General features: G+C 47.5%; 19 protein-coding genes and 1 tRNA gene. 10 read left to right on the forward strand and 10 right to left on the reverse strand.

Going from position 1 to position 21,563, the window contains the following annotated elements:
- Positions 1-10: 10 nt before the first annotated feature.
- Positions 11-87: transfer RNA gene (locus RH89_RS26845), tRNA-Asp, on the forward strand.
- Positions 88-592: 505 nt separating this feature from the next.
- Here the strand turns inward: RH89_RS26845 and RH89_RS26850 are convergent.
- The 4 genes from RH89_RS26850 to hemC are packed head-to-tail and all read right to left on the reverse strand — an operon-like array spanning position 593 to position 4,654.
- The gene (locus RH89_RS26850) at positions 593-1,780 is read right to left on the reverse strand and encodes a heme biosynthesis protein HemY (protein WP_004408819.1); all 1,188 of its coding nucleotides are present in this window, start codon (positions 1,778-1,780) and stop codon (positions 593-595) included.
- Positions 1,777-2,964: a uroporphyrinogen-III C-methyltransferase gene (locus tag RH89_RS26855; protein WP_004408821.1), complete on the reverse strand. Its 1,188-nt coding sequence runs from the start codon at positions 2,962-2,964 to the stop codon at positions 1,777-1,779. The genes RH89_RS26850 and RH89_RS26855 overlap by 4 nt, the downstream gene beginning before the upstream one ends.
- Positions 2,954-3,709, reverse strand: a complete 756-nt coding sequence (locus RH89_RS26860) for a uroporphyrinogen-III synthase (protein WP_004408822.1) — start codon at positions 3,707-3,709, stop codon at positions 2,954-2,956. Before RH89_RS26860 ends, RH89_RS26855 begins: the two co-directional genes overlap by 11 nt.
- Before the next feature lie 6 nt (positions 3,710-3,715).
- Positions 3,716-4,654, reverse strand: coding sequence for a hydroxymethylbilane synthase (hemC, locus tag RH89_RS26865; RefSeq protein ID WP_004408824.1), 939 nt, complete (start codon positions 4,652-4,654; stop codon positions 3,716-3,718).
- A 351-nt stretch (positions 4,655-5,005) separates the two neighbouring features.
- Here hemC and RH89_RS26870 point away from each other — a divergent pair, with 351 nt between their 5' ends.
- Entirely contained in the window at positions 5,006-7,534 is a 2,529-nt protein-coding gene (locus RH89_RS26870; RefSeq protein ID WP_004408825.1) for a class I adenylate cyclase, read from the forward strand.
- Positions 7,535-7,592: 58 nt separating this feature from the next.
- Here RH89_RS26870 and cyaY read toward each other — a convergent pair whose 3' ends face one another.
- Complete coding sequence (gene cyaY, locus RH89_RS26875) at positions 7,593-7,907, reverse strand: iron donor protein CyaY (RefSeq protein WP_004408827.1); 315 nt, start codon at positions 7,905-7,907, stop codon at positions 7,593-7,595.
- A gap of 75 nt (positions 7,908-7,982) precedes the next feature.
- On the opposite strand from cyaY, the gene lptM reads away from it, so the two are divergent.
- From lptM to RH89_RS26905, 7 genes are all read left to right on the forward strand, one after another.
- A complete protein-coding gene (gene lptM, locus RH89_RS30715) occupies positions 7,983-8,102 on the forward strand; it encodes an LPS translocon maturation chaperone LptM (protein ID WP_022609491.1) in 120 nt (39 codons plus the stop codon).
- 17 nt (positions 8,103-8,119) lie between these two features.
- A complete protein-coding gene (lysA, locus tag RH89_RS26880; RefSeq protein ID WP_004408829.1) occupies positions 8,120-9,373 on the forward strand; it encodes a diaminopimelate decarboxylase in 1,254 nt (417 codons plus the stop codon).
- 10 nt (positions 9,374-9,383) lie between these two features.
- Complete coding sequence (gene dapF, locus RH89_RS26885) at positions 9,384-10,214, forward strand: diaminopimelate epimerase (RefSeq protein ID WP_004408831.1); 831 nt, start codon at positions 9,384-9,386, stop codon at positions 10,212-10,214.
- 34 nt (positions 10,215-10,248) lie between these two features.
- Positions 10,249-10,953, forward strand: coding sequence for a DUF484 family protein (locus tag RH89_RS26890; RefSeq protein WP_004408834.1), 705 nt, complete (start codon positions 10,249-10,251; stop codon positions 10,951-10,953).
- Entirely contained in the window at positions 10,928-11,863 is a 936-nt protein-coding gene (gene xerC, locus RH89_RS26895) for a tyrosine recombinase XerC (RefSeq protein WP_004408835.1), read from the forward strand. The genes RH89_RS26890 and xerC overlap by 26 nt, the downstream gene beginning before the upstream one ends.
- A complete protein-coding gene (gene yigB / locus RH89_RS26900; protein WP_004408837.1) occupies positions 11,863-12,585 on the forward strand; it encodes a 5-amino-6-(5-phospho-D-ribitylamino)uracil phosphatase YigB in 723 nt (240 codons plus the stop codon). The genes xerC and yigB overlap by 1 nt, the downstream gene beginning before the upstream one ends.
- Positions 12,586-12,792: 207 nt before the next feature.
- On the forward strand, positions 12,793-15,324 hold the full coding sequence (locus RH89_RS26905) for a bifunctional diguanylate cyclase/phosphodiesterase (protein ID WP_004408839.1): 2,532 nt from the start codon (positions 12,793-12,795) through the stop codon (positions 15,322-15,324).
- Here the strand turns inward: RH89_RS26905 and RH89_RS26910 are convergent.
- From RH89_RS26910 to RH89_RS26920, 3 genes are read right to left on the reverse strand one after another with little or no spacing between them, the layout of a single operon-like run.
- Complete coding sequence (locus RH89_RS26910; protein ID WP_004408846.1) at positions 15,298-16,707, reverse strand: coniferyl aldehyde dehydrogenase; 1,410 nt, start codon at positions 16,705-16,707, stop codon at positions 15,298-15,300. The two genes, RH89_RS26905 and RH89_RS26910, sit on opposite strands and share 27 nt — an antisense overlap.
- On the reverse strand, positions 16,688-17,314 hold the full coding sequence (locus RH89_RS26915; RefSeq protein ID WP_004408848.1) for a tRNA-uridine aminocarboxypropyltransferase: 627 nt from the start codon (positions 17,312-17,314) through the stop codon (positions 16,688-16,690). Before RH89_RS26915 ends, RH89_RS26910 begins: the two co-directional genes overlap by 20 nt.
- Positions 17,314-18,855 (reverse strand): hypothetical protein, encoded by a 1,542-nt coding sequence (locus RH89_RS26920; RefSeq protein ID WP_004408850.1) that lies wholly within the window; start codon positions 18,853-18,855, stop codon positions 17,314-17,316. The genes RH89_RS26915 and RH89_RS26920 overlap by 1 nt, the downstream gene beginning before the upstream one ends.
- A 43-nt stretch (positions 18,856-18,898) precedes the next feature.
- Between RH89_RS26920 and RH89_RS26925 the strand changes: the two genes are divergently transcribed.
- Complete coding sequence (locus tag RH89_RS26925) at positions 18,899-19,351, forward strand: EVE domain-containing protein (RefSeq protein ID WP_004408852.1); 453 nt, start codon at positions 18,899-18,901, stop codon at positions 19,349-19,351.
- A gap of 7 nt (positions 19,352-19,358) precedes the next feature.
- On the opposite strand, the gene RH89_RS26930 is transcribed toward RH89_RS26925, so the two are convergent.
- A complete protein-coding gene (locus RH89_RS26930; RefSeq protein WP_004408854.1) occupies positions 19,359-20,189 on the reverse strand; it encodes a Cof-type HAD-IIB family hydrolase in 831 nt (276 codons plus the stop codon).
- Between the two features lie 108 nt (positions 20,190-20,297).
- The gene (locus RH89_RS26935) at positions 20,298-21,293 is read right to left on the reverse strand and encodes an alpha/beta fold hydrolase (protein WP_004408856.1); all 996 of its coding nucleotides are present in this window, start codon (positions 21,291-21,293) and stop codon (positions 20,298-20,300) included.
- Between the last annotated feature and the right edge of the window lie 270 nt (positions 21,294-21,563).

The raw sequence follows: 21,563 nt of genomic DNA on the forward strand, positions 1-21,563 counted from the left end.
CTTCCACTGCGGAGTGGTAGTTCAGTTGGTTAGAATACCGGCCTGTCACGCCGGGGGTCGCGGGTTCGAGTCCCGTCCACTCCGCCATTTATTCAGAAAAAGCCCTAGCAGTCATGCTAGGGCTTTTTCGTGTTTGTCATCTTGGTTTACCCAATGGGTAAATGAGCTATGTTCGAATGCGAGTCCGTTCGTATGCCTTTCTAGCCTCTGCAATTTCTTTTGAACAACAATCTCTATATCCATTGGGAAGCTCGCCTAAAATGCTGGATAGCCGTTGTTTTACGGCTAAAAGCCTCTATAAGAAAATGTGTAATTCCACCTTGTTGTCAGACGACTGCTTTGTAATTACTGTGAGACCTTAGCAACGTATACCGAGAAAGTGTTTATCGTGGAAATCTACTTGTAGGGTGCCTAATGCATTGAACCCAAGTTATTTTGTGAAATATTGGTATGAGGTCAGCTGGGCTGCCAAATAGAAGTACGTTGTATAGAAACGGCTAGAAGTAGTTACTTGCTACTGGAAGGGATGTGCGTGAGGTAATAAAAAAGCCAGTGGTTGAACACTGGCTTTGCAAAGAGAGCGGCGGTTTCGTTATTGCGGCTTATTGTCCATCAAGGACAAAGCTTTACGAGAAACGTCTCCAGCCGCTTGTGTGAGCTGTTGTTTCTCCAACACATCAGCAAGGTAAGCATAGTCGGAAATGTCCTGACGAAGCTTCAGAGCCTGCTCAAAATGGTGTTGTGCTTCAGACCAGTTCTCCTGACGCATCAGCAGTTGTGCTAGGGTGCTGTGTACCACCGCGTTTTCACCATCCTTTTGAAGCACTCCCTGTAGCAGTACGACAGCTGGATGTAAGTCTGGCAAGTTCATTTCTGCAATCAGTGCATAGAGCTTGTCATCTGAGTGCTTTTTCAAATGATCTCGAACGATAATGTATGCTTGCGAATCTGCTTTGCGCTCAATGAGCTGCTCAAGTAGGCAATACAGTAAAACATCATTCTGGCGGGCTTTACGCGGAAGAGTATTCCAATAAGCCAATAGCCCTTCGCTCCCTTTTTGCTGAGCGACATCTGCCAATAAACCGCACTGCGCTTTTTGTGTCAGCTCGTCAAACTCTTGCTGATCGATCAGTTTGGCTTTCTTCAGTTGCGGCAGTAACTCAATCAGGCTGTCCCAAAGTGATAATTTGCTATACACCACTTTGAGCAATTCCGTAATGACGGGGTTTGTTGCGTACTTTCTTTTGAGGTCATGAAGAGTATCAAGTGCGAGTTCAAATTGACCGTCGCTGATTTGCTGCTTAGAACGTGTCAGCTCAACCGCTAGATCTGAGTTTTCTTGCTTAGATGCCAGCTCTAGGTAGTGGTCACGCTTGCTCTTGTCTCCTAAACCTTGTGCGGCTTCGGAAGCGACTAGATAGCAAAGTATTGGCATATCGTGATGATTTGCCCAGCGTGTCACTTTCTTTTCCGCACCTTTCCAGTCACCTTCAAGAAGCTTGATGATTCCTTCGTTGGTGTATCGACGTGCGCGTTTCATTTTGCGGACACTAAACCAGTTCCAGGTCGCACTGCTGGTATACAGCACTTTCTTAATCAGGTATTCAATACCAAACAGTGCAGCCAGCAGGGCAACGACAAATATGACAAGTGTCGTCACGCTCATTTCAATGGTTTTGTCTGCGATCGAAATGAGGACGTAACCCTGTTGCCCTGAGAACTGAGTACCGGCATACAGCCCAACACCCAGCACGATAAAGAGGAAAATCAATCGAATCATTTGGTTTCCTCCGTGATGATGGTTGTCATTTCACGGCGTAAACGATCAGCAATGACGTCAGACAATAACTCTTGGGTCTCAAGTTTAACTGGGTAATTGACTTGGATGTTTTGCTTACCAAGTGTTTCTAGGCGCTGGTTAAATCTTTGAACTGCTGGATTATCAAGGTTGAAGAATTGAGTAGACCATTCATGCGCGACTTTCAGAGACGTCGAGAAAATTTCACCCTGTTCTGTATACACCCCTTTCATTGCGGTTTCGATCTTCGCTTTGATGTTCTCACGAAGGTAGAAATGCTGCTCAGGTGAGAGAAGAGGAATCACGTTTCCATCACGAGTACGGAAGGTGATGAAGTGCTCTGAAAACTCTTTCAATGATGTTTGAAGGTTTTGTTGCCAGTCATTAATGTCTTCAGATACTTCTTTTGTCTCGACAACAGGGGCCTCAGGGAGAATGGCATTCGCTAGTGGCAGTTCATCCACCTGTAGCTGAAGACTGGTCAGTGCCAGAATTAACCCGTCACGATCAATCAAGGGTAATGAGCGTAGCAGAGTGATGTCGTTCGCTAAGGCGCGGCGTAAAGGTACCAGACTTGGATCATTTAGTGCTGCAATCCTTTGATCGGCATTTTCCATCAGGGTTGTCGCACTGACTATATCGTGCTCTAGGAACAGCTTACGACCTGCCAGTTTCACTAAGTAATCTGATTCAGCTAACAGCCAGTCGTTTGGTCGGCGACCTTTTACGTCTGCCAGTGCCAGTTGTAGGCTTTCGATACTTTTCTGCTGTTGTTCCAGTTCCACCTGAGTGCGGTTATAGACGTCGCGGCTCTGTGCAGCTACTTCACTTTTGGTGGTTTCCATCTCTTGCGACAGATTTGTCTGGGTGGAAGTCAGCTGCGCTTTTAACTGGGCAATTTGCTGTTCGTGCTGGTGAGACTTCTGCTGGATAAGGTAAGTGAGTCCGCCGCCAAATATCAACGCAAGAATAATGGCAATGGTGCCAAGTTTAACGCCACGCTTGCCTTGTTTCTCTTCAAATTCAACAGGCTCTTGTTCTGGCTCTTCAGGCTTGGAAGTTACCACTTCTTCTTCAGGTTCAGTGATGGGTTCTTTGGATTCCGTCACTTCCTCTTTTGTTTCTTCAGGTTCAATGTGCTCTTTGTTGTTCTTTTTACTTACCATGCTCTTGTCCTGTTTGTTTCTTGCTGATTGCATTCAACAAGTCCGAATTTGCCGCGCTGCCTATGTTGACGATATTTTTGTATCCCAGTTCCCTGGCGATTGTCGCTATTCGCTGGCTTGGCACTAGAAGGCTTAAAGTTTGCAGCCAATTTCTTTGCATTTCACAGAGTGAACTATCCAAATATTGGAGTTGTTCACCACTTGTCAGAACTAAGGTATCAATATTGCGGCTGCGCCAATGTTGAATAACCTGTTCTGGATCGAAAGGGAGAGGTGAACGTCGATAAACTTCGATGTATTCAACTTTGGCATCCCTTTCGAGTAGCGACTGATAGATCAGTTCTCGACCGCCATTCCCTCTCAAAATAATGATGGAGCATTGAGAAACGCTTTGTATTTGAGGTAATTGCAGAAGGTGTTCGCTATCGCTGGTTGTCGGATAGTGTACTTTTTGTTGCGCTACTTTGCCTAATTTGTACGCAGTTTTTTGACCAACGGCAAGGTAAAGCTTACCTTCTGGCCAACTTAAACGATGTTGAGAAAGAATTTGGTGCGCGTAATGAACAGCATGCTGGCTTACTGCAATAATGATATCTGCGGTTTGTAGCTTTTCGAGCAGGGGTTGGTGGTCTTGGGTGGGTTGCAGTTTAATCAATGGATGGTGGATGGCATCTATATGTAGCGAAGTCAGCGCTTCGCATAGTTCGATGCCATCTTGACCAGGTCGGGTGACGAGAACTGCCATAGTCGCCTATTCGTGATCCTGATATAAGCGTTCTAGAATCTCTTTGGCGCCATCATCAAGCAGTTGATGCGCGAGAGTAACACCTAGCTCACTGGCTTTATCGACAGGTCCCTTAATTTCCCCGCGTACAATTTTTGAGCCATCAGGCTCACCCACTAATGCACGCAACCAGATTTTTCCGTCTTCAATGAGTGAGTAACTGCCGATGGGTACCTGGCATCCACCTTCCAACGTCAGGTTCATCGCTCTTTCTGCGCTCACTCTGTCAGCGGTCGCTTTGTGGTTCAATGGTTCTAGCAGCTTGATAAGCTCTTCGTCATCCAGTCTGCATTCAATGCCAACTGCGCCCTGACCGACGGCAGGTAAAGACTGTTCAGGTTCGATAAAGCTCTGAATGCGCTCTTCAAGTTCGAGGCGTTTTAAGCCAGCGGCAGCCAATATGATGGCGTCGTATTCGCCCGCATCCAGCTTACCCAAGCGCGTCCCCACATTGCCCCGCAGTTCTTTTATCTGCAGATCCGGGCGATACTCTTTTAGCTGGCATTGGCGTCTCAGGCTACATGTACCGACGATTGCACCTTGAGGAAGGGCGTCAATATTGGCGTAAGTATTCGAAACAAATGCATCTCGTGGATCTTCTCGCTCACAAATAGTGACAAGACCAAGACCTTCGGGGAAATCGACGGGAACATCTTTCATAGAATGTACCGCCAGATCGGCTCTGCCTTCCAGCATGGCGACTTCCAGCTCTTTTACAAATAATCCTTTTCCGCCCACTTTGGCTAGTGGGGTGTCCAGAATGATGTCTCCCTTCGTCACCATTGTTACCAGCTCAACGTTTAAACCGGGGTGTGCTGCTTGCAGTGCATCCTTCACAAAGTTTGCCTGCCAAAGGGCAAGTGGGCTTTTTCTGGTTGCGATTCGAATGGGAGCTCTTTCTGACATAGTGTTTCCATATAGGTCAATCGGATGCGCTAATCCTACCACTCCATTCAGTAAAGTATTACTGTTTCATCACAGCAGCATAGGGCGCGACCTCTAATCTCGATATTAAGAAAAAAATATGTGATCAATATCTCAAATGTTATTCGGTCTATTATTACTATAGGGCAGAAGGGATGACACTTAGTGCGGCAGGGCAAGATGCAGGAAGAAGATGAAAGCTGATGTTTAAGATATACGCTTATTCTTTACCCTTGAGCAGGAAAGTGTTAAATTGATCACGTTTTTGTGGCGATTGTGAATACACTTTGAGCAAAAACATCAATTTAACCAAGAATTCAAGGAATCACCCCCTTGCAGGCATTTACCGAAACACTTGTTCACAGATTGGATTTGTTGAATCAACAGCGTATTGATCGAGCCCTCGCTCTGATGGATACGCAAAGTCAACGCGTATTCCATTTACTGCCTGCACTTCTGCATTTCAATCATCCATCCATTCCAGGTTACCTCGAAAGCAACGTTCCATTCGGCATTACAAATTTCTCTCTTAACGTGACTCAACAACAGTTTGTTGATGATACGGAACTGACATTAGGAGAATCTTTACAGACTGCCGAAAAGCCGGGGATTCTTGCTCTGTACACCATGGGAAGTACATCGTCTATCGGTCAAAGCACCTCCAGTGATTTAGATGTGTGGGTTTGTGTATCTCCATCCATGCCAAAGGCAGAAAGAGAAAGCCTGACCAACAAATGTTTGCTGATTACTGACTGGGCAAAGAACTTAGGGGTGGAAGCCAATTTCTTCTTAATGGATGAAGAACGATTTAGAAGTAATCGTTCTGAAGAAATGACCGGAGACAATTGTGGTTCCTCGCAGCATTTACTGCTTTTAGATGAATTTTACCGCTCGGCAGTTCGCCTGGCGGGTCAGCGCTTGCTCTGGCAGGTTGTACCGCCAGAGATGGAAGAAGCGTACGACGACTACGTAAAACAACTCGTCGACAACGGTGACATCAACCGCGATGAGTGGATCGATTTTGGTCAGCTTGACCGAATTCCTGCCGAAGAGTATTTCGGTTCCAACCTATGGCAACTTTATAAGAGCATCGACTCTCCGTATAAGTCCGTTTTGAAAGCCATTTTGCTGGAAGCCTATTCTTGGGAATACCCAGCGACTCGACTCCTTTGCATTGATTCCAAGCGTCGTTTCTTCTCGCATGAGCCCGATCTCTACGGGATGGACGCGTATTATCTGATGCTGGAAAAAGTGACGCGCTATCTGGAGCGAGTGGATGACCATAGGCGTCTGGATTTGGTTCGCCGCTGTTTCTACCTGAAAACTCATGAGAAGCTTTCTCGTGAACCGGGAGTAGGTTCAGTAGCATGGCGTCGTGAAGCTCTGGGTGACATGGTGAAGAAGTGGCAGTGGTCAGACAGTGTAATAGAAGAGCTGGATGATCGTCGGAACTGGAAAGTCGAACAGGTGAAAGTCGTGCATCACGAGCTGCTTGACGCTCTGATGACCAGCTACCGTAACTTAATTCAGTTTGCTCGCCGCAATGACATTACCTCGGCGATCAGCCCGCAAGACATCAGTATTCTTGCCCGAAAGCTTTACGCTGCATTTGAGGTATTACCGGGCAAAGTCACTTTGCTGAATCCTCAAATTTCTCCAGACTTGCACGAATCGGACTTAAGTTTCATTCAGGTCTCTCCGGGTCGAACCAATAAGTTAGGCTGGTATCTGTATAAGCAGCCACTTGATCCACACGCAATCATTGGTCAGAAACATCTGGAGCACAATGAATACCTAAGTAAGCTTGTGGCTTGGTCATTTTTCAATGGCTTGATTACCGAATCTACCCGTTTGCATTCTGTGGTACGTGAAGCTGAGCTGGATATCGACAAGTTCTATCAGATGGTCAGTGATCTGCGTAATACTTTTTCACTGCATAAGCGTCGTCCGACAATGGAAGCGCTGGCGAGCCCGTGTGAAATCAGCCAGCTTGCAATGTTCATCAACTTTGAAAATGACCCGACCAGTGAACTTAAAGGCAAGTCACTCAAAGTTGATTTGAAGAACATCGACATTTTCAGTTTTGGTGAAGAACACCGCAGCTTAGTCGGCAGCGTTGATCTGGTATACCGCAATTCATGGCACGAAGTGAGAACGCTGCATTTTACGGGCGAAACAGCGATGCTGGACGCTCTGAAAACGGTACTTGGGAAAATGCACCAAGACGCCTTGCCACCAGAGTCTGTGGACGTGTTCTGCTATAGCAAAAACCTTCGTGGTGTGATGCGCAATATGGTTTACCAACTTTTGGCTGAATGCATTGAGCTGCGCCTCAAGCCTGTTGAACAGGAAAAACGCCGCCGCTTTAAAGCCATTCGAATTGGTGAGCAGGTATATGGTCTGTTCTTCGAGCGCCGCGGTGTATCCGTTCAGAAGCTGGAAAACTCGGTGGATTTCTACCGCAGTATCTCCACCAACAAGCTGAAAGGGTCACCGTTGATGATGCTGGATAAGGAGCAGGACTATCAGCTTCCTGCTGTAGTCGACAGCTTTGCCAGCGAAGGTTTGATCCAGTTCTTCTTCGAAGACACCGAGCAAGGGTTCAATATCTATGTGCTGGACGAAGCCAACCGCGTAGAGGTGTATCATCAGTTCAGCGGCGATAAAGACGAAATGATCAGCAACGTGAACCGTTTCTATACGTCGAATCAGGACGAGTTAGAGATCAGCTCTAAGTTCATCAATTTCAATTTGCCTCAGTACTACCAAATCATCAATCCAGAAGATGGTGAGACTTATGTAGTGCCATATCGAAGCGATTCCTCTTCTCAGAGCCGTTCGAATAATGCTGTGAATGCCTGAAATCAACTCAAACTAAAAAGGAGCGCCTAGCGCTCCTTTTTGCTTTTATAAAGCAGACTTATTCCCAATCAATCGATTCTTGGGCGTGCTTTTCGCACTCTTCTTTTACCATGGTGATCAGTTCAACGCCTGTTTTTGAACAGATCCACTCATCGCCCTGTAGTTTGAAGTGAAAGCCACCTGATTTCGACGCCAGCCAGATTTCGTGCATGGGTTCCTGACGGTTGATGATGATTTGCGAGCGATCCTCAAATTCAAGGGTCATGACATTGCCGGATGTTTCATAATCGATGTCCGCACCGGAATCATCGATGGCTTCTTCTATTATTTGTAGCTGCTCATCCACTAATTGATGAAATTCAGTATCGTTCATCCCTTATATCCTATTGCTTTTCCTGAGTGTGGTGCGATTATAGGGGGCATTGAGTTATTAATCACGAATTGCAGTATGAAAAAGTCAATCATGGCACTTTTTATGTTTGCGGTACTTGGCTTGGCTGGGTGCGGGCAAACAGGGTCACTCTATCTGCCAAGTGACTCCGAGCAAAACGAACAAACGCAACAGTAAGAAACAGGGATACTACATTGGATTATTTTAATTATCAGGATGATGGTCAGCTTTGGGCTGAAGATGTCGCACTAACTGAACTGGCAGAGCAATACGGCACGCCACTTTACGTATACTCTCGTGCAACGCTGGAACGTCATTGGAACGCGTTTGATAAATCCGTCGGCGAGCACCCTCATTTGGTGTGTTATGCGGTAAAAGCCAATTCCAACATTGGTGTGCTAAACGTTTTAGCAAGGTTGGGTTCTGGCTTTGATATTGTATCCCAGGGCGAGCTAGAACGCGTGCTGGCAGCGGGCGGCGATCCGGCTAAGATTGTGTTCTCTGGTGTAGGCAAGACTGCTACAGAGATGCGCCGAGCTCTTGAGCTGAATATCAAATGCTTCAATGTAGAGTCTGAGCCAGAGCTTGAACTGCTTAATCAGGTGGCAAAAGAGCTTAACGTCAAAGCGCCGATTTCCCTGCGTATCAACCCAGACGTGGATGCCAAGACTCACCCTTATATTTCTACGGGTCTTCTCGAGAACAAATTCGGTATCGCCTTCGATCAGGCACTTCGTGTTTACAAGTTTGCGCAAAGCCTTGAGCACTTAGATATTCACGGTATCGACTGCCACATCGGTTCGCAGCTGACGGACATTGAACCATTTATCGATGCTGTTGACCGTTTGCTTGGACTGATTGACCAACTCAAAGCCGAAGGCATTGAAATTGACCACCTAGATGTAGGTGGTGGATTGGGTGTGGTTTACAAAGACGAGTTACCACCGCAGCCTTCTGACTACGCTAAGGCGCTGCTGGCGCGTTTGGACAACCACTCCAATCTGGAACTGATTTTTGAGCCTGGTCGTGCCATTGCGGCAAATGCTGGCATTTTGCTGACTCAGGTTGAGTTTCTCAAGCACACCGAACACAAAAACTTTGCCATCATTGATGCTGCAATGAATGATCTGATGCGTCCGGCGCTTTATCAGGCATGGCAGGACATCGTGCCAGTCACCCCACGTGAAGGTGAGCCAACGAATTATGACCTGGTGGGGCCTATCTGTGAAACGGGTGACTTCCTGGGTAAAGATCGCGCTCTGGTACTTGAGCAAGGTGACCTGTTGGCGGTTCGCAGTGCTGGTGCCTACGGGTTCGTGATGTCATCGAACTATAATACCCGTACACGTGCCGCTGAAATCATGGTGGACGGTAAGCAAAGCCACTTGGTGCGTAAGCGTGAAGAGCTGAGCAGTTTGTGGGAATTGGAACAAGTGTTACCGGAGTAAGTTGATACACATGCACTTTCATTTTTCTAAGATGCACGGATTGGGTAACGACTTTATGGTCGTGGATTGTATCACCCAAAATGTGTTTTTTTCTCCGGATTTGATCCGCCGTCTGGCGGATCGTCACACCGGAATCGGGTTCGATCAACTGCTGGTGGTTGAAGCCCCTTACGATCCGGAAACAGACTTCCACTATCGCATTTTTAATGCAGATGGTAGCGAAGTGGAGCAGTGTGGCAACGGCGCTCGTTGTTTTGCACGCTTTGTCCGAATGAAAGGGCTGACCAACAAGCACGCCATTAGCGTTAGCACCAAGAAAGGTAAAATGGTGCTGAATATTGAAGAAGGGGATCAGGTGACCGTCAATATGGGTGAGCCTGTGTTTGAACCTTCGAAAATCCCATTTAAAGCCAAGCAGAAAGAGAAGACTTATATTCTGCGTGCCGAAGACAAGACCTTATTCTGTGGTGCCGTCAGCATGGGGAATCCGCACGTAGTCACTGTGGTTGATGATACAGAAACGGCGGACGTTGATACCTTAGGCCCATTGCTTGAATCTCATGAACGTTTCCCTGAGCGAGTGAATGCCGGCTTTATGCAGGTCATCTCTCGCAATGAAATTAACCTTCGTGTTTATGAACGCGGTGCTGGCGAAACTCAAGCATGCGGAAGTGGCGCTTGTGGTGCCGTTGCCGTTGGTATCCTGCAGGAGCTGCTGGACAACGAAGTGAAAGTTCATCTGCCAGGTGGTGACCTGAAAATTCGTTGGCAGGGACCGGGAAAACCGCTTTATATGACGGGTCCGGCGACTCATGTATTTGACGGTCAGTTAAGTTGCTAGGGTCAACAGATCCTAATACAGATAAGGAAACATTTTGTCTTACCCAGAAGCCGATGCTCTGACAGCAGAAATTGTCGCGGAATATTTGTTAGACAACCCAGATTTCTTTCAGCATCGCGCTGATTTGGTAGAGCGTCTTTCGATCCCTCATCGCCAGCAAGGCGCTGTCTCTCTGGTAGAAGTTCAGTTGAACCGCCACCGTCAGCGTATTGAAGAGCTGGAAGAAGAGATCACCCAGTTGATGTCTTTGGCGGCAAACAATGATCGTACTTTCCACGAGTTTATGGACTTGCAGCAGCAGGTGCTTCAATGCGACAACTTGAATCAGGTTGCGGAATGTATTGAAGAAAAAGCGCGTGAGTTAGGGCTGAAAGGGTGGATGAAGGTCTTCAATGCTCCCGATAGCGAGCGTGCTGTGTCTCAGGAGCAATACCAGCGCTTTGCGACCAACCACTTTAACGGTAAAGATGCCTTCTTAGGTCGCTTGAAGCAGACGGATCGCACTCTGTTATTCAGTGAAGAAACGGTCTCTGAACTGGGTTCGTTTGCCATTTTGCCTATAATCAGAAAGAAACCGTTGGGAGTCATTGCGTTTTCCAGTGATGATGGCGGTCATTTCCAGCCTAATATGGATACCCTGTTTTTGCGTCATTTGACGCTGGTGGTCAGCCATTTAGTGGAAACTCTTTCGTGGCAGAATGAAGAGAGCCCTCATGTCCAATGCACCTCTTCCAAGTAGTATTCAAAAGCCTCTCGACAGCTTCTACGAATTTTTAAGAAGTGAGCGGGGGCTTAGCCTTCATACCCAAAGGAATTACAAACTTCAGCTGACCAGCATGGCAGAACATCTGGTCTCCCTAGGGTTAAAAAACTGGTCACAAGTTGATGCCGCATGGGTTCGACAGCTTGCCAGTAAAGGCATGCGCGATGGCATGAAGCCCAGCAGCATTGCAACTCGGTTATCTTCCCTTCGCTCTTTTTTCGATTTCCTCATCTTACGCGGCGATTTGCAGGCTAATCCTGCGAAAGGGGTATCCGCGCCTCGTAAGCAACGTCCGCTACCCAAGAATCTGGATGTGGATGAAGTGGGTCAATTGCTTGAAGTGAATGAAGATGACCCGCTATCGGTACGCGATCGCGCAATGATGGAACTTATGTATGGCGCAGGTCTGCGACTGGCAGAACTGGTCAGCATCAACGTGAAGCACATATCGATGTCGCGGGGTGAGCTTCGCGTGGTGGGTAAAGGGGACAAAGAGCGTAAAGTACCTTTCTCTGGGCTTGCCAAAGAGTGGGTGTCCAACTGGCTAAAAGTACGCGGCGAACTGGCGTCTCCCGACGAGCCTGCTTTGTTTGTGTCCAAATTAGGGGGAAGGATATCTCACCGCAATGTGCAAAAACGCATGGCAGAGTGGGGGCAGAAACAGTCTGTTGCCAGCCACATCAGCCCACACAAACTGCGTCATTCCTTTGCGACGCACGTATTAGAATCCAGTGGTAATTTACGTGCGGTGCAAGAACTGCTCGGGCACGAAAACATTTCCACCACTCAAGTGTATACCCACTTAGATTTCCAACATCTGGCTAATGCGTATGATAAGGCGCATCCCAGAGCCCGCAAGAAAGATAAAACAGACAAGGACGAATAATGCACTTCTACCGCTTTATCTCTGATATCAAAGCCATGACTTTTGATCTGGATGACACGCTTTATGACAACGTACCAGTCATCCATCGGGTAGAGAAAGAAGTACAGGCATGGATTCGAACGCATTATCCAAAATGCGGCGCTTACAATAATGACGACTGGTTTGCCTTTAAAAAACAGGCACGACGGGAGAACCCAGAGCTTGCCAACGACGTGACTTTACTTCGTCAGCAACAACTGAGGTTAGCGTTTATCCATGCAGGCTATGACGCTTCAGAGGTGGAAGCCGCGATTCCTAAAGTGATGGAGCAGGTAAGGTACTGGCGTCATCAAATTGATGTTCCGGCAGAAACGCATCAGGTGATGGCTGAACTGGCGAAACACATGCCGCTGGTGGCGATCACTAACGGCAATGTCGACCCTGAAGAGATAGGGCTTGCTCAGTATTTTTCCCTTGTGTTAAAAGCAGGACCTGACGGAAAGGCGAAACCTCATCCGGAGATGTTTGAACGCGCTGCAAGCCATTTAAAGCTTCCCCCTGAATCTATCCTTCATGTTGGTGATCATGGAATCAGTGACGTGTTTGGTGCGAAAGAGGCTGGTTATATGGCGTGCTGGTTCAATGATCAGTTTCCTAACATTTCAATGAACCGTCATATGCGTACTTTACCGGACGTCGAAATCCGGACGATGAGCTGTTTATTAAAACTAGTAAGGTATTGATTGCATTAATGTTAGTTAGTGGGCACTTACGCTCTATCTTTTGTTTTGTTGTTATTGCTTTACATGGCGTCGCATAAAACTTGGAGCATAATCACTAAAAACTGAAATATTATTAGCTAATTGAGAAAAAGTTGATCCGATGCGTGTTTTCCTCTGATACGCAAACGTTATAGTGGCGAAAACCTCTATCTGTTAATAATCTGTAATATGCAATGTCACTCGATTTTGGTTCAGGATCTCAGCCAGCTGCAAGCTGAGGTATTGCAGTTTTCCTCGAATCAAAGCGCCCAGCACCTGATTCAGGTCTTCTCCACTCAATCTTCCGACCTTGTCGTCGAGTACAGTCGGTTACTCCAGCAAAGATTTCCCAACGCGACTATCCTGGGTCAGAGCACCAGTCATTGCATCAAAGACGGCGATATCGTCAATCTTGGAACTTTGGTTGTGGTTACCGAATTGGATGAAACCCGCCTTAGCGCTTGTGTTATTCCTTATACAGGCGATCAATCCCGTGATGGTGAGGCACTGATTGAGCAGTTGCAGATTACAGAAGAAACCAAAGCCGTCATCTGTTTTGCTGAACAAGTCGATGACAAAGAAACGCTGCTGTTTGGCTCAAAGGATTATCAGGTATTTGAAGCGTTCAACGAGCTGCCTTTTGAGCTGCCCGTGGCGGGCGGTTTATCTCAGCCCAATCTATTTGGGCGCTGGGTGTTATGCGGTGACGAGATTTTTCATCATGCCTGCGTAGCTGTCGCTTTGCACAACCACTATCTGAATGTTTGGCGAGGGTGTTTCGCGGAATGGAACCCGATTGGTCGTACTTTTCGGATAACCGAAGCCAAAGATGGTGTGCTTTACAAGCTTGATGGTGTGCCTGTTCAGCAAGTGTATAACCGCTACCTGGCCGATGGGAACCCGGTACCTTTTGAACAACTGTACGATTTTCCATTGATGAAAGGCGAAGCAAACGGTCAGAAAGTGTATGTGCCTGTCCGTCAGCTCGAAGATGGAGGCATAGAATTCGATACGCATTGGCAAGAAGGAGATGAGGTTCGGTTCTGCTATAACCATCCGTCACTCACCGAAGAGCAAGTGCGCATTGGAGCAAAAAACCTGCGTCGTCATCAGCCGGAAAGTGTCTTCATATACAATTGTTCCTCGCGCCTCGACTTTATCGACGATGTAAACGAAACCCGCCCATTTGCTTCAGCAGGAAGCGTAAACGGCGCCTACTGTTTGGGTGAGCTTTACCGTGATGTGAATCAGCAGACTATCATGCATCACAGCCTGACCTATCTGGCAATGCGTGAACACGAAGTCATCACCAACGAAGTTTGCGAAGAAAGGGCAACTTATCAGCATCACGTCTCTCCGCTTTTTTCCTTAATCCGCAACGCCGTCGCTGATGTGGATGACATGCAAACCAACATGGAGCAGAAGCTGCTGGAACAGGCTCGCAGGCTGACGGAAAGCTACCGCCGCGATCGCCGCACAGGCTTGCCTAACCGCTCAGTGTTAAAAGAACGTTTAGCCTCGATTCGTATTAGTGAGCACCTGCTTACGGTGAAACTGACCAATTTCAGTCAGGTAAACGAGAAGTATGGGTATCAGGTGGGTGATCAGCTGCTGAAAGACCTCAGCCAGTACTTTAAAGAACAACTGTGGCAACGCTTTGGTGGCAGCGCAGAGCTTTACAGCATTGGCGTTGGAGAATGGGCAGCAGTATTCCCTTCACACCATACCGGGCTTTATATCCGTCACCTGTTCACTGAGCTGGTGGATGCCATTGAGCATGTTAATTTTGAGCCGTTTGGTCTTCCGGATCTCGATTGCTTGTCTGTTTCGATATGCGGTGGCTTGGTCAGTCGCCGTGACTTCCCCGATACGAGTGTAGAAGAGCTGTTGATCAAATCGATTGAAGCTCGCAAGCATGGGATGAAAAACAACCGGCATATGTGTAATGCCAAGCTTTTGGAAAAGGAAGAAGAAAACCGGCAGGAGCAGTTAAGCTGGCTGGCTTCAGTGAGCCGCGCTGTGCTCGACCATAAAGTCATAGCCTATGCACAACCAATATTTGCCGCTCACAGTCATTCAAAAGTCTCTCAGGAATGTCTGGTTCGCATCAAAGATGGCAATCAGGTGATCCCACCGGGTAAATTCTTACCCATCATCGAAGGCACTCATATCTATACGCGCCTGAGTCGTCAGATGATTAACCATGTCTTCGAAACGATGTCGCACAGTGACGAGTCTTTTTCCATTAACCTTTCGCCACAAGACTTAATGAGCGACAAAACTCTGTACCTTCTGGAAAGCGCCTTGCAGAAAATGGTGAGACCGGAGCGGGTAGGGATTGAGGTACTGGAAACCGAACAAATCAAAGACTACACCCGTATGCGTGAAGTGTGTAACCACTTCAAAGGTCTGGGCGCGAAGATTGTGGTGGACGATTTTGGCTCAGGTTATTCCAATATTGATGAAATCATTAAGCTCGAACCCGACACCATCAAACTGGATGGCAGCATTATTCGCAATATCGATAAAGATCGTCGCCAGCGACAGATTGCAATGCAGCTTGTGAGATTATGTCACGTGTTCGAGGCCAGAACCGTGGCAGAGTTCGTTCACAATGAGCAGGTCTGCCGCGTTGCGGAAGACCTGGGCGTCGATTACTTACAGGGGTTTTATCTGGCAGAGCCTTCACCACTGCTAGCGAAGGAGCCACTTGCATACTAGCTGGTGGATACTGCGAAACGGAGGGTGAATCATCCGCGTGGGGTAGAGTTTCTTTCTTGCGACCACAGTTCGCTGATTGCTAAAGGTTAAGTAGCCTTCTTCTCCGTGATATTGCCCCATTCCAGAAGACCCGACCCCACCAAACGGTGCGTCTTCAGCCACCACATGCAAAATGGTGTCATTGACACAAGCGCCACCTGAGTGCGTTTTTTCCAGAACGGTTTCGACAGTCAGCTTTTCATGAGAGAACACATACAACGCCAGCGGTTTCGGGCGTTGGTTGATGTATTTGATGGCTTCGTCCAGATTTTTGTAAGCCACTATGGGCAACACAGGACCGAAGATTTCATTTTGCATCAACTGGCTGTCTTCAGGCGCATCCATCACAAGTTGAGTCACCATCTTTCTTTGACTGCTGTCGATGGAGTATTTGTTGGCAGGTTCAATCCACGCTCCACCTTGTTCAGCTTCATCCAGCCAGCGTTGAATACGCTCAAAATGCGACTGGCTGATCACGCTGGTGTAGGCGTCACAATTCACCCCAGACGGGTAGAGATAGCTGAAGTGGTGTTTGTAGGCTTTGACAAATTCTTTGGCTTTCCCTTCTGGAATCAATATGTAGTCAGGAGATACGCAAATCTGCCCGGAATTGAGAGTTTTACCGTAAACCAGTCTTTCTGCCGCATCATCCATGGTCATGTCCGGACCGATAACTACCGGGCTTTTCCCACCGAGTTCCAGAGTCACAGGTGTTAAATTGGGGGCAGCCGATTGCATGACTTTCCTTCCCACTTCTGTCGAACCTGTAAACAGTAAGTGATCAAAAGGGAGAGAAGAGAACTGTGCGGCTACCTGCGCATCACCTTCTACTATGTGCACCAGCTCGGCTGAGAAAATGCTGCGCAGCATTTTGATGAGTACCTGATTGGTTCGCGGTGTGTACTCACTCACTTTGATCATGGCACGGTTGCCGGCAGCAAGAGCGGTAATCAAAGGACCAATGGAAAGAAACACCGGGAAGTTCCACGGGGCGATAATCCCGACCACGCCCAGTGGTTGAGTCTGCACTCGTACCTGCGACAGTGCCAGCACCAAACCGGCATGGCGACGACGTGGTTTCATCCACTTTTTCAGTCGCTTACTGGTGTATTTGATTTGCTGAATGCAGGGAAGAATGTCGGTCAGTCGTGTTTCATAATGATGTTTGGCACCAAAATCTTTCGAAGCGGCTTCGCATAGCTCATCCTGATAGAGGAGCAGGGCGTCTTTCAATGCCTTCAGTCTTTGCTTTCTTTCTTCCAGGCTCGGGTACTTTTCACCCTCAAAAGCCAGCTTCTGGCGGTGAAAATGCGCAATCAAGGGGTTATTCTGAGTTGTTGTCATGTTGGTTCCCTTTCCATTGATGCCCACTCTTCTCAGCTTGATAGACATTCAGATAATGTTCAAAAAACCGACGCAGAGGTTCGTTCTTGCTGTTATTTGATAATGATAACAATTGGATGCCAACTTCGAGTGTACAGAAATGCCCCGAAGTTTGATTTCTGCGAAGCGAATAACAAGACTCGCCCGACATTTTGAGGTTCCAATGTGGCAAAGCTTTCAACCAAGGGCTGCGGTTGTACATCTTTTTGGCTTCCTGCCAGGTGCCGTCCAGAATAATGAATACCTTGTGCTTGCCATTATCTTCAAACGAAGAGGGGGTTAAAGGGTGGCTGTTTTCTCCGGGAAACAGTAAAAATACTTCAACCAATGGGTCATCCAGAAGCGTACACAAGCTTTCAGGCGGTGCTACCCGGTTCCATTCAACAATGTCGCAATACTGGAAAGACCTTTCCAGCCATTGTCCGGTATTCGTTTCGCGGCGAAACTCATTCGGGTGAGTCAGTAATACTAAGCGCCAGCTTGTGCGGATATCTGGCAAAGTGTCACATACGCAGTTCCATGTCAGATGACACTGAGAGCAGGCACTATTGTCTGAATCAGTCGGCATTACATCTTCACACCTGTTTGTGGTGGCTGAGCATCGGAAAACAAACTCACTACTGCGTTAGAGGGTGACCATAGCTCGGGTGTTGAACTTGGGCTGACCGGGTAGCTGATACCATCAAACGACAGTGAATGAATGCTCTTCTTCCCGCCATTTGTTACTTCCAGTTCCAAATCGTGCCAGCCTAGCTTGTTATGCTGGCTGACTTTAAACGGCGTTGTTACTTGGGTGATACGGGAGTGGAACCGCCACTGATTACTGCCTTTGTTTTCAAAAATCAATAAGGTACAACCTTGAGCGCCACACCAGTCCAGATAAGTGAGCAGCTCCTGTCGACCGTCCTGATTCAAGTCGTATTTTAGCCAGCGGTAACGTGTGTTTTTGGGATCAGTCTTGTGTAACGTGAAATACTGGCGTATAGCTTTATCGACTTGGTTATCGAACTGATTAGAAGAGACCACAGTGGCATCTTTGAGTGGTGCGTTAGTCTTAATGTCTGGAGTGTCTAACTGCTGAGTATAAGAGCCGCTGTCTGCGAACAGCTCTAAGCCGTCACCCTGAATGGGGTACACAATGCCATTCACCTTCTCTTTGATGGCTTTCAAGCTGGAACCTTTGCGGGTGTATATGCGTTCCGATAACAGTGGCTGGCTTTGATAGTGCGTCATGGTCACCATCACCTGATTAGGATTGAGTTGTTGCCAGTAGCCGCTCTCTTGGGTACTTGGGTCACCGTTGCTGTAATGGTAGTGAGTAAAGGCGGTGTGATCCGCATTGAGTTCAAGCTGAACTGAAAAGCCGTCTGTTTGTGTGCTTCGAGCTCGGTAGCTGCCAAGCCAGTCATGGCTGGAGTCGCCATTCGAAAGGGCTGCACATCCCTGAAGTGCGGTGCTTTTATTATTGAGTTCCGCTTTCCAGCTAAATACATCACCGCTTCTGCTATCGACACAATGGGATCGCGTTAGCGTTAAATTACCGGATTCGGAGAAGTATTCGCGCTTATTGGGTGTAATGGCTGTTCGGGTGATAGGCACAAGCGAGTCTTGTTTACCAATTTGAGAAATTCGAAGCGCGTCTTTTTCGATAGAAGCTTTCCAGGCGGGAGCATGGCCAGAGGCGAAAGTCGGATGAAGCGGTTTGGCGCAGCGAGAAGGCGACTCGGCGCTCACGTGGTTAACACCAGTTACCACAAAACGAGCGGTGAAGTCTGCCGCAAACCCTTCTTGTGGCGGTGGTGCTAAGTAGCCGATAAGTTCCGCGTATAACGGCTGATAGGGGCGGCTCACCAAGCCTTCAACTCGCTGAAATGTATCAACGGGCATGTCTAGCCAGTATTGCTGCTTTCCACCACAGGGAGCGAGGCTTCGGGTCTCATGCCCTAGTACCATTTCTCCGTGGAGCATAAAGGTTTGTGGCATGATTTCTGGCTGATCAATGGTCACTGGCTTGGTGATTTTGGCGGGTGCTTTTGGAGTTTCAGTCTGAGCACAGCCTTGCAAAAGCAAAACGCCGCCAACAACAGTCGTAAAAAACAGGGATTTCATTAAAATTAACCTTAAGCCAGCCTTCGAAAAAGTGAGAGGTATTATGTCATATTGGCTCTTTAAAACTGAACCTGACGAGTTTTCTATTGATACCCTTAGAGTTAAAAATGTGTCGTGTTGGGAGGGAGTGCGCAATTATCAGGCACGAAACATGATGCGTGACGAGGTAAAACTCGGCGATCTGGTCTTTATCTATCACTCTTCATGCAAGCATATTGGCGTCGCTGGGATTGCGAAAGTAGTGAAAGAAGCCTATCCGGATCATTTTCAGTTTGATCCTGAAAGCGATTACTTCGACCCAAAATCAGACCCGGATAATCCTAGATGGGTCATGGTGGATATCGAGTTTGTACGAAAACTTGACCGCCTGATTCCGCTGGCGAAGCTAAAGTCCTTACCTGATCTTTCGGAGCTGCCGTTGGTAAAGAGAGGGAATCGCCTGTCCATCATGCCTGTATCAGAGCTGGAGTGGCAGACGATTCTGGATCAAGAGTAAAGATGTTCTATCTAGCCGAAAGCAAATGATCTTCAAGATAGTGAGCAACTGCATCGTTCGCGTTGCTCCCTATGACTTCTTTACTCGGTAATGCCTTCTTCACTTTCTCGTGAGATGTTTCCATTACCAGACCTTTGCCCGCCATTTGCAGCATTTCAACATCGTTCATGCCGTCACCAAATGCAATGCAGTCCTGCAAAGTCAGCCCGAGTTGCTTTGCTACTGCATCCAGTGCATCACCTTTGGATACCCCCGCAGCCATCACTTCAAGACACCAAGGCGTTGAAAACGCGACATTCAGCTTATCGCCGTAATGCTCATTTAAGGCTTCTTCGTATTGCACCAGATGCTCGTGATCCGGATAGGTAAAGAAGAGTTTTGCAATACCGTCGGTAGGAGCCTTATTCACGTCGAATCGCTGGTAAGTAAACCCAGACTCTTCGTGGAAGTTCTTTAGCTTTTCATCTTCTCGGTCCAGCAACCAGAGATCGTCCTGATACATGTGAATGATGATTTCTCTGTCTTCTTTGATGATGTCTATGATGGGTTGCACCAGAGCGCCAGGCACATTCTGACTGTAAACCAGGTTGTCTTCTGTGTCGTGAACTCGTGCTCCGTTTGACGTGATCATGTAAGCGGGAATACCAACCTGACCACGTATACCCGCCACATCAACGTGGTGTCTGCCCGTTGCGAAAATAAAATGAAGCCCTTTTTCGTGCAGTGACTTCAGAGTGGCTTTACTGAATTCGCTGAGCTGGTGGTTAGGGGCGAGCAGAGTGCCATCAAGATCGGAGGCGACGATTTGAAATTCGGAGTGGCTAACGTTGCTAGTCATAGGGAATAGAAGATCTCTTTAGTTGGGTAAATCATCAACAGCTTTAGTGTAAAACAGGAGACACACAAAAAAGAAGGTAATTCCCCATTTCCTCTTTTTTGTTGCGATTTAAGTACTCTGTTTTGACTGGAAAAAGCCTAGAATTTTAGACAGAGCAACATTTCGAATGTGGTCGCGTTCAAACAACAACTCATGACGGGAGTCAGGCAAAACCAGCTTGTCGTTAGGTAAATTGGCGTGTTTCAGGTTATTGATGAAGGCTGAATGAGCCTCGTTACTGACGATAATGTCGTCACCAGCCTGCAGCAACAGCAAAGGTGTCTTGATGTCGGCGGCGTGTTTTACGCACTGCTGTGCTGCAATTAAGCTCTGCCAGACCCAATGACTGCTTGGTCCGCCCAGTTTAAGTTGCGGCATAGATTCATACAGCTCTCGGAACCAGGTATAGCGGGTCTTGCTGAAGGTTAATGGGTTGTTTTCGAACGGCTTTATCCAGTAAGGACCTTGCCCGGGCGCAAAGTCAGGGGCTTTTGAAAAAGAGGAAATGATGCGGCTCAGCGTTTTGGCAATAGGCTTTATGTACCAGGAAAGATTGAGCCCAAACATGGGTGCACTTAGAGCAGCCGCCTGAAAAGGTGCGCTCGGATGCGTCTGTAAGTAGCGCGCGATGATGGCCCCCCCCATGGAGTGACCGAGCAGAAAAGACTCATCGTAACGTTCCACGTGAAACTGCGACACCATCAAATCGAGATCTTCAACGTAATCCTGAAATTCGACCACATGCCCTAACTCAGGGTTATCGAGCAGCCTGTCCGACAGCCCTTGTCCCTGATGGTCATAGGAATACACGTCATAACCCTGTTGGAATAAATCAAAGAAAAGCTCCTGATACTTCCAGGTGCTTTCAATTCTTCCGTTTACCACCACGATGGCTTTGGTGTGTTCTGGTGAAGTAAACGACACCCAATAGAGTTGGCGCTGGTTTTTACCCTTCGCATAGCCGTGTTGCCTTTGTTGCCAAAAAGGCGCAATCTGTAGCTCGTAATTTTGCGAAAATGTGTCTTCCTGACTGAATGGGTAATGTGAAGAGGCGGTTTCGCTCATGGTTGTCTCTATTGAATGCCTGTGTATCTCTATATTGTATACCCAAGTGACCTCAAGATGCAGGATTCAGAGCCTCATATTCTGTTCCAGTTCAAGGAAAAGAACGCAGTGGAATGATAAGTCCTTTCCAAGTTCTTTGACGATGAAATGGGACAGAATATGGGCTCCCAAGGGCGAGTTTAACTGGCTTTCATACTGCGTTACCGATTCTTGATTTAGAGCCACTAGATCTTTAAATCGGTGTCTTGTCTGAAAAGCCAGTTAATTCTC

The organism is Vibrio nigripulchritudo ATCC 27043 (assembly GCF_000222685.1).
Taxonomy (GTDB): domain Bacteria; phylum Pseudomonadota; class Gammaproteobacteria; order Enterobacterales; family Vibrionaceae; genus Vibrio; species Vibrio nigripulchritudo.

Bases quoted from the DNA above. Each gene is read 5' to 3' on its own strand.
- RH89_RS26910 (WP_004408846.1), bottom strand. From the start codon at position 16,707: ATGACAACAACTCAGAATAACCCCTTGATTGCGCATTTTCACCGCCAG.
- RH89_RS26855 (WP_004408821.1), bottom strand. From the start codon at position 2,964: ATGGTAAGTAAAAAGAACAACAAAGAGCACATTGAACCTGAAGAAACA.
- dapF (WP_004408831.1), top strand. From the start codon at position 9,384: ATGCACTTTCATTTTTCTAAGATGCACGGATTGGGTAACGACTTTATG.
- RH89_RS26920 (WP_004408850.1), bottom strand. From the start codon at position 18,855: ATGAAATCCCTGTTTTTTACGACTGTTGTTGGCGGCGTTTTGCTTTTG.
- RH89_RS26935 (WP_004408856.1), bottom strand. From the start codon at position 21,293: ATGAGCGAAACCGCCTCTTCACATTACCCATTCAGTCAGGAAGACACA.
- xerC (WP_004408835.1), top strand. From the start codon at position 10,928: ATGTCCAATGCACCTCTTCCAAGTAGTATTCAAAAGCCTCTCGACAGC.
- RH89_RS26850 (WP_004408819.1), bottom strand. From the start codon at position 1,780: ATGATTCGATTGATTTTCCTCTTTATCGTGCTGGGTGTTGGGCTGTAT.
- RH89_RS26860 (WP_004408822.1), bottom strand. From the start codon at position 3,709: ATGGCAGTTCTCGTCACCCGACCTGGTCAAGATGGCATCGAACTATGC.
- hemC (WP_004408824.1), bottom strand. From the start codon at position 4,654: ATGTCAGAAAGAGCTCCCATTCGAATCGCAACCAGAAAAAGCCCACTT.
- RH89_RS26915 (WP_004408848.1), bottom strand. From the start codon at position 17,314: ATGCCGACTGATTCAGACAATAGTGCCTGCTCTCAGTGTCATCTGACA.
- RH89_RS26925 (WP_004408852.1), top strand. From the start codon at position 18,899: ATGTCATATTGGCTCTTTAAAACTGAACCTGACGAGTTTTCTATTGAT.
- lptM (WP_022609491.1), top strand. From the start codon at position 7,983: ATGAAAAAGTCAATCATGGCACTTTTTATGTTTGCGGTACTTGGCTTG.
- cyaY (WP_004408827.1), bottom strand. From the start codon at position 7,907: ATGAACGATACTGAATTTCATCAATTAGTGGATGAGCAGCTACAAATA.
- RH89_RS26905 (WP_004408839.1), top strand. From the start codon at position 12,793: ATGCAATGTCACTCGATTTTGGTTCAGGATCTCAGCCAGCTGCAAGCT.
- RH89_RS26930 (WP_004408854.1), bottom strand. From the start codon at position 20,189: ATGACTAGCAACGTTAGCCACTCCGAATTTCAAATCGTCGCCTCCGAT.
- yigB (WP_004408837.1), top strand. From the start codon at position 11,863: ATGCACTTCTACCGCTTTATCTCTGATATCAAAGCCATGACTTTTGAT.